We start from the raw sequence: 13,749 nt of genomic DNA on the forward strand, positions 1-13,749 counted from the left end.
CCGACCGGTCCGTTCGCTGACGGCGAAGTCACGACCGGCTTCGCGTTGACACTCCGTCCAAGGCAATGAGAACGTTGTGACCTTGATATCTCATACCGGCGGTACCGCCGGATCGGCTTAGGGAGTCCCATCGATGTCGTCGCTCGCCGCTGGCGTGTTCATCGACTGGGAAAGCCTGACCGGGCAGCCGAAATTCGTGGTCGACCTGATCACGTTCCCGATCTTCAGCGCGCTGGCGGGATGGCTGACCAACTGGACCGGCGTGCTGATGCTGTTCTGGCCGATCGTCTTTCGCGGCATCCGCATCCCCGGCCTGCACGTGCTCTACCCGTATTTCCCGCGCCGGGTGCAAGTGCTGCCGACCTTCTCCGGTGACGGCCGCCGCCTCGGATTCCAGGGCTTCATCCCGGCGCGCGCGGAGAAGATGGCCAGTATCTGCGTGGACAAGGCCCTGATGCGGATCGGCAGTCCCAAGGACTTCATCCACGAACTCGATCTCGACGGCATCGCCGACTACATCGCGGTGCTCGCGCGCGAGCAGGTGCGCCCGCTGGTGGACGAGCTGATGTACCGGGAGAACCCTGACCTGTGGCGTTCGGTGCCGCGCGCGGCCAAGCAATTGATCTACCAGCGGGTGGATCGGGAACTGCCCGCGCTGTCGCGCCGCGCGTTCGCGTCGCTCGGCGACAACGTCGACCAGTTGATCGGCATCAAGGGCTTCGTGATCCGCTACCTGCAGGACAACCCGGCCATCCTCAAGGACCTCACCACCACCATCGCGGCGCCCGAACTGCGGTTCATGGTGCGCATCGGCTTGCTCGGCGCGCCCTTCGGCGTGCTGCTCGCTCTGTACCTGCATGTGCACCAGCAGATTCCGGTGCTCGGCTGGGTACCCGGCTGGGTGATCGTTCTGCTCGCCTCGGCGGCGATCGGCGTGATCGTGAACGTCATCGCGGTGAAGATGGTGTTCGAGCCGGGTGACCCGCAACCGAGGTACAAGTACCTGTGGAAGCAAGCGCTGCTGGCGAAGCGGCAGCCGCAGGCGGCGACCGATCTGGCGCACATCCTGGCCTACCAGGTGCTGACGCTGCCCAATCTGTCGAAAGAGCTGCTGGAGGGCCCGAACGGGGACAAGACCAGGCAGTTGCTGGAGCGCCTCATCGCCGACGAGATCAATCGCCAGCTCGGGCCGACCACCACGCTGGTGCGGGCGGCGCTGGGCCGTCGTCAGTTCGACAACCTCACCGTCGGCGCGGCGGGCGCCGCCGTCGGCTTGGCGCCGACCCTGGCCGAGGACGAGGAGTTCATCCGGGAGCAGGCCAAGACCATCGATGAGTTCGCCGCGCGTAAGCTGCGGCGGCTCACTCCGGGGGAGTTCATGGAGATGTTCTACGCCTCCGTCGAACAGGACGCCTGGCTGCTGTATCTGCACGGTGCGGTGCTCGGCCTTGCCGTGGGAGCCACCCACCTGCTCCTTTTCGGCTGGTAGCGGGCCCATCGCCGCCAAGATAAAACAAGCATGCTTGCCTTTTTTTGGCCTCGCTGCGATGCTGGACGCCGGTGGCGCACGAGGCGGTGTGCCCGGGACGGCAGGGGCACAGATGGCTGATCTAGAGGCTTTGCTCGGCGATTTCGCCGACGAATGCGCGGACCTGGAACGACTCGTCGCCGCGCTGGCGCCCGAGGAATGGGCGCGCGCCACGCCCGCGCCCGGCTGGACCATCTCTCATCAGATCGGGCATCTGGCCTGGACCGACGAGATCGCGACGATCGCCACCGCGGACGCCGCCCGCTTCCAGCAGTTGCTGACCGAAGCGGGGCCCCGCGCGCTCACCTTCGTCGACGAGGCCGCCGAGAAAGCGGCGACCGAACCGCCCGCCGAGTTGCTCGACCGCTGGCGCCGTGGGCGCGCCGCGCTCGCCACCGCGCTGCGGGCGGTGCCCGCGGGCGCCAAATTGCCCTGGTTCGGCCCGCCGATGAGCGCCGCGTCGATGATCTCCGCCCGCATCATGGAGACCTGGGCGCACGGGCAGGACGTAGCCGATGCCGTCGGCGTGCACCGCTTGCCGACGGCGCGGCTGCGCACCGTGGCGCATATCGGCGTGCGCACCAGGAATTTCGCTTACACCGTGCACGGAAAGAACCCGCCCGCAGCCGAATTCCGGGTAGAGCTCACCGCGCCGGATCGCACCATCTGGTCGTGGGGACCGGAGGACGCCGAACAGCGAGTGACCGGACCGGCGCTCGATTTCTGCCTGCTGGTGACCCAGCGCCGCCATCCGGACGATCTGGCGCTCGTGGCGCACGGCGCGGACGCCGCGGAATGGCTTACCATCGCACAGGCTTTCGCGGGCCCCTCGGGCGAGGGAAGGACGGCGGGCCAGTTCACCTGACCCGCCCACACCCGACCCGATCGACGATGATGCGGGAGCGGGCGAGCGCCACACTTGGGTGCGCCGTGTTCATGTCGACGGCCGGACGCCGTTGGCCGGGTGTCTCGAGTTGGCAGTCGAGAATGGCGCTCGCCAGCTTTCAGTTGTTTACCCGCCTGTGCGCTCACGGAAACATCCGCGCAAGACAGGCCGGGGCGCGCCGGTTCCTTCCGCGCCGCCCGCCCGTTGTGATCCTGCTCTCTTCGATGAGGTATGCCCCACGATCGCGGAGGTAATCTGGTCGCGCGTACAGCTTTCCATGGTGCTGATCGCCTGTGGGGAGCAGCGTCGAAGGGAAAGGAACGCATCGTGACAGCACACCGGCCTGGCCAGGTCGCACGGCATGCCGCCGTCGTGCTCGCCGGTGCGGCCAGCCTGAGCCTGACCGTCGCGGCGGGCGCGTATGTCGTTCACCAGATCGCCGATACGCAGCGCCCCGATACTCCGATCGCCGCGCCGGTCACCCCGGCCGCCCCGGATGAGCCCCGCCACGGACACGGCACGGTCTTCGATCCCGTGCTGACCGGCACCAGTTTCGTCCTGCCGAAAATGGTTTCCGACGCACCTGTCGATGAGCGGGAACCGATTGCTCCGCAAGCTGGTTCGCCTGCCGCACCGCCTGCTCGCGCACCCCTCGGCGGCACCGTCCGGCTCGGCGACGCCTACCTCGGCGCGCGAGTCGCGGAGGGTGAGACCGACACGGTCTCGGTCACCGTGGACACGAATGCCTTGACCATGCTCACGGGTCTGCTCCGGCCCGGTTCCGCGCCGGAGCCGGGCGCGGGCGCGGTGACCACGATGCGCACCGACCTCGATACCCAGCGGGGCGAAGTGCGAGTGGCGTTCTCCGACCCGCGTCTGGGCGAGCACGACTTGCACCTGGATCGTCACCCCGCCCCGAAGGGAACCGACGAACGCGCGGCCGCGCACGGTGCGGTGGATTCCACCGTGGTGTGACCCACCGCTTACCCTGCTCGGCATGAGCGCCTACGACTTCTGCGTCATCGGCGGCGGCATCGTCGGGGTGGCGACCGCGCACCGGATCCTGGCGCGCCATCCCGGTGCGAGTCTGGTGCTGCTGGAGAAGGCCGAGCGTCTTGCCGTCCACCAGACCGGGCACAACAGCGGCGTCATCCACTCCGGCATCTACTACCCGCCGGACAGCCTGAAGGCCACGCTGTGCCGCCGGGGTGCGCGCTGGACCAAGGATTTCGCCGCGGCGCACGACATTCCGCACCGGGTCTGCGGCAAATTGCTGGTCGCCACCGACGACGCCGAGTACGGGCGCATGCTCGCACTGCACGAGCGTTCCGTCGTCAACGGGGTGACCGTCGAGCTGATCGACGCCGCCGAACTCGCCCGGCGTGAACCGAACGTCACCGGCGTCGGCGCGCTCTTCGTCGCCGACACGGGCATCGTCGACTACACCAGGGTGACCGAGGCGCTGGCCGAGGAAGTGCGCAGCACCGGAGGCGAATTCGTGTTCGGCGCCGAGGTCGCGACGCTCACCGAGACCTCGGACGCGGTGACCGCCGCCGGACCGGCCGGCTCGTGGACGGCGCGGCGCCTGGTGGTCTGCGCGGGGCTGCAAGCCGACCGGATGGCACGGGCGGCCGGACTGCGCACCGACTTTCGCATCGTTCCCTTCCGCGGCGAGTACTACCAACTGCCGCAAGAGCGCAACGACCTGGTCAGCACGTTGATCTATCCGATCCCTGATCCCGAGTTGCCTTTTCTCGGCGTGCATTTGAGCCCCATGATCGACGGAACGCTCACCGTGGGGCCGAACGCGGTGCTCGGCCTGGCCAGGGAAGGCTACCGAAAAGGCAGCGTCGACTTACAGGACGCGCGAGAAGTGCTCGGATTCGCGGGCTTTCACCGCGTCGCCAAGGCGAACGTCGGCACCGGACTGCGGGAGCTGCGCGATTCGCTGTTCAAGCGGGGCTACCTGGCTCGATGCCGCCGCTACTGTCCGGAGCTGACACTGGCTGATCTGCTTCCGCGGGAGGCCGGAATTCGCGCACAGGCGGTGTTGCGCGACGGAACCTTGGTGCACGACTTCATGATCGAGCGCACCGACCGCTCGGTGCATCTGCTCAATGGGCCCTCACCTGCGGCGACCTCGGCGATGCCGATCGCCGAGCACATCGTCGATCAGCTCTGAGCACGCGTCCGAGCACCCTTTTCCCAAGCAACCACTCGGTCGCAATCTTGCGATTGCATCCACCAAATCGCCCAGAGCTCTCGAATAAAGAGGAGAGCTGTAGTACTTTTGACGCCAGTCGTGGGACAGGGAGGGCCTATGGGCCACATCAAGTACGCGAGTGACGTCGGAGCGCCTGTCGAGGTCGCTTTCAACTACACCGACAACCATCTCTTCGTACCCGATTGGATGTTCGGGATCGCGGACTTCGTACCGACCGGCGACCAGGAACGCGGGCTGGGCGCGGTCTTCGCCGTCAGCAGCCGCCTCGCGCTCTGGCAGCCGACCACCACCTGCGAGATCACCGAATACCGCCCCAACGCGGTGATCGGGTACACGCTGCGCGGGCGTTTCTCCGGCACGCTGCGGCTGCGCTTCGACCCGCTCGGTTACGGGCGCTCGGTGCTGACCTCGGAGGCGGAGTACGGTCCGCCTCGCGGAGCACTCGGGCGCCTCGGCGCAGGCCTGGTGGACGCCGCGGTGAAATCGGCGTTGCGCCGCACGGAGTCGCGGCTACGGAGAGAGATAGAGGAATTCCACGGTACCGATCTTGTCGGTCGGATTGCGTAGGGTGCCAGCCATGATCATCGTGAGCACCGACGGATCCTGCCTCCGCAATCCCGGCGGCGCCATCGGCTGGGCTTGGGTCAATCATCAGGGCTCTTCGGCGAGTGGGGGAGCCACGTCGGGAACCAATCAGGTCGCGGAGTTGCGCGCGGTGCTGGAAGCGATCGTCGCCCATCCGGGCTCCGAACCCCTGCTCATCGAGAGCGATTCGCTCTACGCCATCAAATGCGCCTCGGAGTGGGTGTCGGGGTGGCGACTCAACGGCTGGCGCACCTCGACCGGTGGCGCGGTGAAGAACGTCGAACTCGTCCGGCAGATCGATCAGGCCATCGCGAGCAGGCCGGGTCCGGTCCGGTTCCGCTGGGTCCGCGGGCATGTCGGCAACTACTTCAACGAACAGGCCGATGCGCTGGCCGGAGAAGCGGCTCGGCAGGCCGCGGTCACCGCGGCTGTCGCCGAGGCGAACACCGTGGAAATGCTCGCGGTGACTGTGGAGGAAACGCCGACGGCGCCGGAAGCGCCGAAGGACGAGGCCGCGGGGAAGGCGGCCGCGCCGTCGGCGCCACAGGCTTTGACGCTGTTCTGACCGCGCGGCGAACGCAGGCTGCCCGAATGACCTCCGGCGGTGGTGGCTCGGCCCACCGCCGGAGGCGCTCGGCTAGTTGCCCGGCTGCGGGGCGGGCTGACCAGACGGTGCCTGCTGCGGGACGCCGCCCGGCGCAGGAGCACCGCCCGGTGCGGGAGCGCCGCCGGGTGCGGGAGCGCCGGGCAGGCCGGTGCCCGCGCCCTTCAGCATCGGCGAATCGAGCTTCTCGACCAGCCACTTGTCGCCCGACTTCGACAGCTGGGCGATCACTACGACAAACTGCCGCTCGGGGTTGGCCTGGGTGAAGTTGGTCCGGTACTGCGTGAGGGTCACCAGCACCTTGGCTGAAGTCTTGTCACCGGACTGGTAGCCGCACTGCACGTCGTCGACCCAGGACTTGACCTGCGCCTGCACCATGGCGTCCTTCAGCGCCTTGGTCGCGTCGTCGAACTCCTTGAGGAACTCGCCCGACGACCCGGCCTTCACCGTGGCGAAGTAGTCGTCGAGGTTCTTCGAGTAGTCGTAGACCGACACGTCCTTGCCGAATTCGCACGCGGCGTTGGTGGAGTCGCGGATCGCGTCGAGCTTGTCGCCGCGGTCCTTGCCCTGCAGGAAGAACACCACCACCGCGGTGATCGCCGCGACCGCGAGCACACCGGCCACGAACGCGGCCACCAGCGGAAGCGAAGTCGACTTCCCGGACCTGGCGGGTGCGCCCGCCGTGCGGGACTCGCTCTTCGCTGCTTTCTGCTTCTCGCCTGCCTCGGCCTTGTCTGCCTTCTCCGCCTTGGACAGGTCGGGCTTCGCCGCGCCAGCGGCGTCCTGCGACTTCTCGGTCACCGCGTCGGTGTCCTGGTCGGAGGCGGCGGCCGTGGTCTCGGCGTCCTTGCCGGTCTCGGCGTCGTCGGTAGACATCGATAAAACCTGCACTTTCCCGGCGCGCGTCGGTGCGCACCGATTGGCTTCAGTGGTCCGCGACAGCGAACCGCGAGCGTTCCACCGGCGAGTATGCCCGGCCGGCGGGACGACCGCCGGGCCGGGTACGTCTCACCGCACCGGAGGCAGCGTCCGCTCGTTCGGATCCACACCCGGCGGCATGTGCGCGCCGTTGTTCGGCACGTCCGGCCGCGGGGCGTTGGCGGCGCCGCGGATCTGCTGACCCGGCGGCGGGTTCTCACAGTAATTCCACTTCGGGATCGTGCCGTCCTGCACGACCTCGTTGCGGATCTTCGGAGTGTTGTAGGTGCAGAACGGCCGCGGCCAGATGTCGATCATCGCGTGGAACTCGCCGTCGTGCGCCGGAACGCCGAGCGCTTCGCCACCGAGCGCGAGCGAGGGGAACAGCGCGCGCAGCGCGGGCAGCCGCAGCTGCGCCGCCTTCGTGATCGCCTGGAAGTTGGTGGCCAGGCTGGTGATCGGATCGGCCGTCTTGTCCACCACCGCGCCCAGGCTGGTGAGCTGGCCCGGGGCCTGCTCCAGCACTCGCTGCAGTTCCGCGTTGGCGTTGTTGAACTGCTCGAACAGCACGCCCGAGTTGCGCGTCAGCGTGGCCAGATCGGGTTGCGCCATGGACGTGGTGTTCGCGATGGTGCGCAGGTTGGTGATCAGATTCGTGGTCTGCGGCAGCAGCGAATCCAGGCCCGCCATCGCCAAGCTGATGCCGTTGACCAGCCCGCGCAGCTGATCAGGGCCGCCGCTGAGCGCGATGTCCAGCTCGTTCAGGATGACCTGGAAGTGATCCGGGTTGATCTGCGCGATCAAGGCGCTGGCGTTGTCCAGCACCGACCACACCGGCGTCGGCGTGTGGATCTTGTCCGGATCGAACTTGATCACCGCGCCGTTGGCCAGGTACGGCCCCTGCTCGGCGTTCGGCCGGAAGTCGATGTACTGCTCACCCGCGCCGGACAACGCCTGCACCGCGATCTGGGTGTCCACCGGGATCTTGTACTTCGACTCGATCTGCGCGGTGGCGGCGATGGCCTGGCCGCGATCGGTCAGCTCGATCGAGGTCACCTTGCCGATGCGCCAGCCGCGCAACGTCACGTCGTTGCCGGGTTGCAGACCGCCGGACCGGTCCAGATTCACCGTGACGGTGTAGTCGGTCCGCAGCGGGTTCACCCGCATGACGTTGATCATCAGGTACGCGGCGCCGACCAGCAGCACGAGCACCAGGCCCAGGTTCGACAGGAAGATCTTGCTGCCGAACAGCTTGCGCGCGGAGGTCATCGCTGTCCTCCCGCCACCCGGCTCTGCACGAGTTGCAGCACCTGGATCAAGCTGCCCGCGAAGTCCTGCAGGTCGTTGAGATCCTGGATCTTGCCGTGCTGCGGATCGGTGAGCGCGCTGATGTCCAGATTGGTCGCGGTCGCGTACACCGCGAAGCTGCTGCCGCGGAAGGTCGCGTCCACCTTCGGCCGAATTTCGCGCAGCCGATCCAGCAGGACGCCGAAGCCGTCACCGGTCTTCGCGATCGCGTCCATCAGCTGGCGGGTGTTGTCCAGCAGTCCGTTCAGGGTCTCGGTCGAAGTGTTCGCGTAGTCACCCAGCGCGGCGCTGGTGGTGGACAACTTGGTGAGCAGATCGCCGAGTGCCCGGTTGTTCTCGGCGATGGCGCCGATCATCTGCGGCAGCGTATCGGCCACCTGGCCGAGTTCCGACCGCCTGCCCTCGATGGTGTCGGCGAGCGTGCTGAACTCGCCGAGCACGCTGTCCACCCGCGCGGAGTTGGCGTTCAGACTGCCGACGACGCCGGTCATCTCGGTGATCAGGTGAGCGAGCTGCTCGCCCCGGCCGCCGACGATGGAGTCCAGCTCGGAGCCGAGCTTGGAGAGGCTGGCGATGCCGCCGCCGTTGAACAGCATGGAGACCGAGATGAGCAACTGCTCGACGGTCGCGCCGGCCGAGGTGCTGTCGATGGTGAGGGTGTCGCCGTCGTGCAGCATCGCCGCGCCGGGCTCGGTCTTGGGCTTGGACACCGCGACGAACACGTCGCCGAGGGGAGTGGCCTGCCGCAGCTCCGCCGTGCTGCCCTTGGGCAGCTCGATGTCCTTGCGGATGGTCAGATCCACGATGGCCTGGAAGTTCTTGGTCTTGATGTCGGTGACCACGCCGACATCCGAGCCACCGATCTTCACCTTCGCCTGGTCGGGCAGGTTCAGCGCGTTCTCGAAGACCGCGTGGATGGTGTAGGTCTCCCCGCCCTGGCCCGGTTTCGGCAGCGGCAGCTTCTCCACGGTGAGCCCGCAGCCGGAGGTGACCGCCACACCGGCCACCGCGGCGAGGGCGACCAGCGCCCTGCGTGCCTTGATCGTCATTCGGTCCGTCATTTCGTCAGTCCGAGCAGTGCGGCGGTGAGCCCGTAGTCGGGGCCGAAGTCCTGCATGTTTCCGGTGCGGCAACCATCGGCCTTCATCTGGATGCGTTCGCAGAACAGGCTGACGATCTCACCCGAGAGCGCGGTGCCGATCACCGCGTGCAGCCGGACGTGCCCGTGCTGGCGGTCGATGATGTTGTCGACGTTCTGCATGACCATCGGCGCGAGGTCGGCGACCTCGGTGAGGCCGTAGGCGTTGTCGCGCAACTGCTGGGTCACGTTGGTCAGGCCGGCCATCGAGCCCTGCAACTGGTCCTGGTACTGCGTCAGCGTGGTGCTGGTGTTCTGCAGGAAGGCGAGCAGCTGGTCGAGCGTGGCCTGCAAGCCGGGAGCCTGCTCGGCGAGCAGGCCGGTCATCTGGGTCACGCGGTTGCTGAAATCGCGCACCGACTGGTCGTTCTCGGCCAGCATGGTGGTGAGGTCGTTCAGCTTGATGATGATGCTGGAGATCGCGTCCTTGTTGTCCACGCCGACCTTCAGCGCGCTGGACAGCGCGTTGAGGGTGTCGCGGATCTTCTCGCCGTTGCCGTTGAGCATCGGGTACAGCACCCGGCCCGACAGCGGGCCGATGCCCTCCTGACCCGGCTCCGGCTTCAGCGCGGCGGCGAACTGGTCGATGGTCTTGATCATCGTGTCGAGCTCGACCGGCGTCTTGGTGCGGGCCTTGGGCAGATGATCGCCGTCGGACAGGGTCGCGCCACCGGTGTAGACCGGGGTCAGTTCGACGTGCCGGTCGGTCACGATGGATGGCGAGACGATCGCGGCGATGGCGTCTTTCGGGATCTTCACGTCCTTGTCGATGGACATGTGCACCTCGACCAGCGTGCCCTTGGGCACGATCTTGTCGACCTTGCCCACGTCGAGCCCGAGCACCGTGATCGGGTTGCCCTCGTAGATGCCCGCGATGTTGTCGAAGTCGGCGGTGATCTGCAGGGTGTTGCCCAACGCGTCGTTCACCGAGCTCGGCAGCAGCGAGCAACTGCCGACCGTCAGTGCGGCGGCGCTGATCAAGACCGTCTTCGCGACGGCAGGCAGCGAAAAGCCCGTGCGGAATCTCATCCCTGGCACCCCTCGATGACTTGGGCGAAGCACAACCAGTTGTCCGGGAACAGCCACGGCAGGCCGACATCGCCGTACGGACCGCTGCCGCCCCAGGAGTTCGCCAGGTAGCGCAGGGTCGGCGGCATGAGCGACAGCATCCGATCCAGGTTGTCCTTGTTCTTCTGCAGGCCCTCGGCCATGGTGTTCAACTGCTGGATGGTCGGGCCGAGCTGATCGTTGTTCTCCGCGCCGATCGCCTCCAGCTGCTTGGTCAGCGTCGCGACGTTGTCCAGCAGCTGGCGCAGTAGCGCCTGGCGCTCCATCACCCGGTTGGCGATGGCCTCGCCCTGAGTGATCACCAGCAGGATGCTGTTGCGGTTGTCGCCGAGGATCTGAGTGACCCGATCGAGGTCCTTCAGCAGAATGTCGACCTCGGCCTTGCGGCGGTCGATCACCTTGGCCAGCGCGCCGACGCTGTCCAGCGCCTGCGCGGTGAGCTGGGGCGAGCCGTTCATCTGCTCGTTGATCAGGTTCAGCGAGTCGGCCAGCTTCTTGGTGTCGAGCGCTTCGAATTTCGGAGTGCCGACCTGCACCACGTCGGCCAGGTTGTACGGCACCGAGGTGTTGGAGACCGGAATCCGCTTGCCCTTCAGCCCGGAGCCGTCGCCCGGTTCGAGGTCGACGTACCGCGCGCCGAGCAGCGTGGCCATCTTGATCGACGCGCGCGCGTCCGGGCCGAGTTTCACGTCGTTGCTGACGCTCAGCGTGAGCAGCACGTGACTGCCCTCGAGTTCGGCGGCGACCACCCGCCCGGAGGACACCCCGGCGACGTTCACCTTGTCGCCGACCCTGATGCCCGCGGCCTGCACGAACTCGGCCTTGATCGACTGCTCGCCGACGCCGATCAGTTTGTAGACGCTGGACACCAAGAGCAGCACCACGATGAGGGCGCCGCCGATGATGCCCAACCAGAAGTACCGGTTGCTGTCGAACCTGGACCTGAGCTTCGTCATCATGGGCGGCACACCGCCGAGTGCGAGGTGCCACCGATCTGGGAGAACAGACCGCGTGGGAAGAGCACGCCGTAGAGCGACACGTCGAGGCCGCACAGATAGGCGTTGGCGTAACCACCCTCCGAGGTGTGCCTGCCCGCCGCCGACAGGACGTTCGGCAGGTCGATCGCGGCTTGATCGAGTTTGGCGCCGTTGTCGAGCAGCAGCGTCAGCGCCGCGCTGGTGGAGTTCTGCGCGTTACGCAGGCTCGGCTGGATCCGGTCGAGCATGCCGACCACCGACGTGGTCGCGCTCGCGATCTGCTCGGTGGAGGCGAGCAACGACTGTCCTTGTTCGTACAGCCCGCCGATCAAGGCCCGGGTCTGGGTCACCAAGGTCTCCAATTCATCACCTCGTTTCGCCAACCCCGACATCACGCCCGACAGGTTGGAGATCACATCGGACAGGATCGCGTCCCTGCGCTGGAAGTCGGTGGCCAGCTGGGCGGCCTGGACGATGAACGCGCTCAGCGAGACGCCGTCACCCTGCAATGCCTGGATGAACGTCTCCGACAGCCGGTTGACCTGCTCGGGCTGCAACACCTGGAACAGCGGCTGGAACCCGTTCAGCAGACCCGACACGTCGAACGACGGCTCGGTGCGGTCGATCGGGATGGAACCGTTGTTCTTCAGCGGCGCCGGATTCGGCGCCTTGCCCGGCGCCAGCGCCACATACCGCTGACCGATCAGGTTCTGGTAGCGGACCAGCGCTTTGGTGTCGTTGTAGATCGTCTGGTCCCGCTGCACGACGAAGGTGACCTTGGCGACCGACTTCTTCAGATTCGCGTCGCGGCCGAGCTCGATCTTCTCGACCTTGCCCACCCGGACGCCCGCCATGCGGACGTCGTCGCCCTCGTGCAGGCCGAGCACATCGGAGAACGTGGCGGAGTAGGTGTAGGTGTCGCCGCTGACGATGCGCGCCAGCGTGTTCCACACCACCACCGTGACCAGGATCGACACGATGGCGAAGATGCTGAATCCGATCAGCGGTTTGCGAATGCTCATCGGCCTGCACCGTTGTCGGACACCTGCATGGTTCCGCCCTTCAGGATCGTGCTCAGCAGCAGGTATTCCGCGGTGGTCGGCTGCCGGCCGAGCAGCGCGGTGATCGCCGCGTCACCCCGGTAGGAGATCGGTGCCGCCGACGGTGTGCCCTCCGGCGCGGCGGCCGGAGCCACCGGCGCCGGGGCCGCGGCCGGCGGGAGCAGGCCCGGCAGCATCGGGAACAGGCCCTCGAGCGGGGTGCCCGCGAACGGCGCGGGTGCGCCGCCGGTCGGAGCGGCCGCGGTGGCGCGGTTCGGATCCGGGGTGGTGACGCCGGGAATCAGCGGCAGACCCGGCATCGGCACCACCGGCGGAAGCCCGGCGGCCGAAGCGAGCGCGCGCGGCTTCAACTGCTCCGGCAGCTCGCCGACATCGGCGACGGCGGGAGCGGTGTAGCAGCTCGGCCCGACCAGGTCGCCGTAGCGCGGGCAGTCGGCCACGGTGTAGGGCCGGTACGGGGTCAGCGTGATGCCCGCGTCCCAGACCTGCTGTTTCTGCGGACCCCACTTGAAGGTGGTGTCCATCCGGCGCATGGTCTCGCTGAGGTTCAGCAGGCTCCTGGTGATCGCGTCCGGGTCGGCGGCGAGAGCGCCGAACATGTCGTTGGTGCCCGCGGTGACCTCGATGCCCACGTTCGGGTTGCGGGCGAACAGCCCGTTCACCGTGTCGATGGTTCCGCTGGTGCCGGTGATCAGCGAGACCAGCTCACTGCGCCGGTCGGCGATGGTGCGCGCGGTCTGCACCGAGCTGCCGAGCACGTCCACCAGCTCGGGCGCGGACTGGTTGAGCGCGTTGAACGAGGCGGAGAAGTCGCCGAGCAGCACACCGAGATCGGGGATCGACTCGTCGACGGCGAGCAGCCAGCGGTCCAGCCGCTCGACGGTGGAGCCCGGCATCCGGCCGCTGCCGTCCAGCGCCTGGGACAGGGTGCCGAGCACCCGGCCGAACTGCACCGGGTCGATCTTGTCGAGGATGTTGCGGACCGTGGTGAGCGTGTCCTGCAACGCGATGGTGCCCTTGCTGCGGTCCTCCTCGATGACCGAGCCCTCGTGCAGGTACTGGTCGGCGGGACCGTTGAAGACGAGTTCGACGGAGGTGACGGCGAACAGGTTGCTGGGCACCACGCGGGCGGTCACGTTCGCCGGGATGTCACCGGCGAACTCCGGCTTCATCTCGATCCTGACCTTCTGCAGCTCGCCCTTGGCCGCGACGTCCACGGTCTTCACCGCGCCGACGAGCACGCCGCGGAACTTGACGTCGGCCTGCTCGGGCAGACCGTCGCCGGTGGTGGTCAGGTTCGCGGTGACGTTGACCTTCTCCTGGAAGTACCCCTTGTAGCGCAGCATCAGGACGCTGAGTACCAACGCGAACACGACCAGACCGCACACGCCTGCGATGAGCAGCTGCCGCATCGTGGGCCCACGCCCACTGGGATCGATGATCATCTGGTGT

Annotated in this window: 13 protein-coding genes; 6 read left to right on the forward strand and 7 right to left on the reverse strand. The window is 67.4% G+C overall.

Going from position 1 to position 13,749, the window contains the following annotated elements; genetic code table 11:
* The first annotated feature begins 133 nt into the window (after positions 1–133).
* The 6 genes from NB3_RS25755 (at position 134) to NB3_RS25780 (ending at position 5,788) form a co-directional block, all read left to right on the forward strand.
* The gene (locus NB3_RS25755) at positions 134–1,489 is read left to right on the forward strand and encodes a DUF445 domain-containing protein (RefSeq protein ID WP_067808501.1); all 1,356 of its coding nucleotides are present in this window, start codon (positions 134–136) and stop codon (positions 1,487–1,489) included.
* A 112-nt stretch (positions 1,490–1,601) separates the two neighbouring features.
* Positions 1,602–2,393, forward strand: coding sequence for a TIGR03084 family metal-binding protein (locus NB3_RS25760; protein ID WP_067808503.1), 792 nt, complete (start codon positions 1,602–1,604; stop codon positions 2,391–2,393).
* 348 nt (positions 2,394–2,741) lie between these two features.
* Positions 2,742–3,389 (forward strand): hypothetical protein, encoded by a 648-nt coding sequence (locus NB3_RS25765; RefSeq protein WP_157112003.1) that lies wholly within the window; start codon positions 2,742–2,744, stop codon positions 3,387–3,389.
* Between the two features lie 22 nt (positions 3,390–3,411).
* On the forward strand, positions 3,412–4,596 hold the full coding sequence (gene lhgD / locus NB3_RS25770; RefSeq protein ID WP_067808507.1) for an L-2-hydroxyglutarate dehydrogenase: 1,185 nt from the start codon (positions 3,412–3,414) through the stop codon (positions 4,594–4,596).
* A gap of 138 nt (positions 4,597–4,734) precedes the next feature.
* Entirely contained in the window at positions 4,735–5,205 is a 471-nt protein-coding gene (locus NB3_RS25775) for an SRPBCC family protein (protein ID WP_067808509.1), read from the forward strand.
* Positions 5,206–5,215: 10 nt separating this feature from the next.
* Entirely contained in the window at positions 5,216–5,788 is a 573-nt protein-coding gene (locus tag NB3_RS25780; protein WP_067808511.1) for a ribonuclease H family protein, read from the forward strand.
* 72 nt (positions 5,789–5,860) lie between these two features.
* Here the strand turns inward: NB3_RS25780 and NB3_RS25785 are convergent, their stop codons facing one another.
* The 7 genes from NB3_RS25785 to NB3_RS25815 form a co-directional block, all read right to left on the reverse strand.
* The gene (locus NB3_RS25785; protein ID WP_067808513.1) at positions 5,861–6,703 is read right to left on the reverse strand and encodes a hypothetical protein; all 843 of its coding nucleotides are present in this window, start codon (positions 6,701–6,703) and stop codon (positions 5,861–5,863) included.
* A gap of 132 nt (positions 6,704–6,835) precedes the next feature.
* Positions 6,836–8,014 (reverse strand): MlaD family protein, encoded by a 1,179-nt coding sequence (locus NB3_RS25790; RefSeq protein ID WP_067808515.1) that lies wholly within the window; start codon positions 8,012–8,014, stop codon positions 6,836–6,838.
* Positions 8,011–9,102: an MCE family protein gene (locus NB3_RS25795; protein ID WP_084823672.1), complete on the reverse strand. Its 1,092-nt coding sequence runs from the start codon at positions 9,100–9,102 to the stop codon at positions 8,011–8,013. Before NB3_RS25795 ends, NB3_RS25790 begins: the two co-directional genes overlap by 4 nt.
* Positions 9,103–9,110: 8 nt before the next feature.
* Positions 9,111–10,220, reverse strand: a complete 1,110-nt coding sequence (locus NB3_RS25800; RefSeq protein WP_067808519.1) for an MlaD family protein — start codon at positions 10,218–10,220, stop codon at positions 9,111–9,113.
* Entirely contained in the window at positions 10,217–11,215 is a 999-nt protein-coding gene (locus NB3_RS25805) for an MCE family protein (RefSeq protein ID WP_067808521.1), read from the reverse strand. Before NB3_RS25805 ends, NB3_RS25800 begins: the two co-directional genes overlap by 4 nt.
* Positions 11,215–12,258 (reverse strand): MCE family protein, encoded by a 1,044-nt coding sequence (locus NB3_RS25810; protein WP_067808523.1) that lies wholly within the window; start codon positions 12,256–12,258, stop codon positions 11,215–11,217. The genes NB3_RS25805 and NB3_RS25810 overlap by 1 nt, the downstream gene beginning before the upstream one ends.
* Positions 12,255–13,742, reverse strand: coding sequence for an MCE family protein (locus NB3_RS25815; protein WP_067808525.1), 1,488 nt, complete (start codon positions 13,740–13,742; stop codon positions 12,255–12,257). The genes NB3_RS25810 and NB3_RS25815 overlap by 4 nt, the downstream gene beginning before the upstream one ends.
* Positions 13,743–13,749 lie beyond the last annotated feature (7 nt).

Source organism: Nocardia beijingensis NBRC 16342 (assembly GCF_001612785.1).
GTDB lineage: Bacteria > Actinomycetota > Actinomycetes > Mycobacteriales > Mycobacteriaceae > Nocardia > Nocardia beijingensis.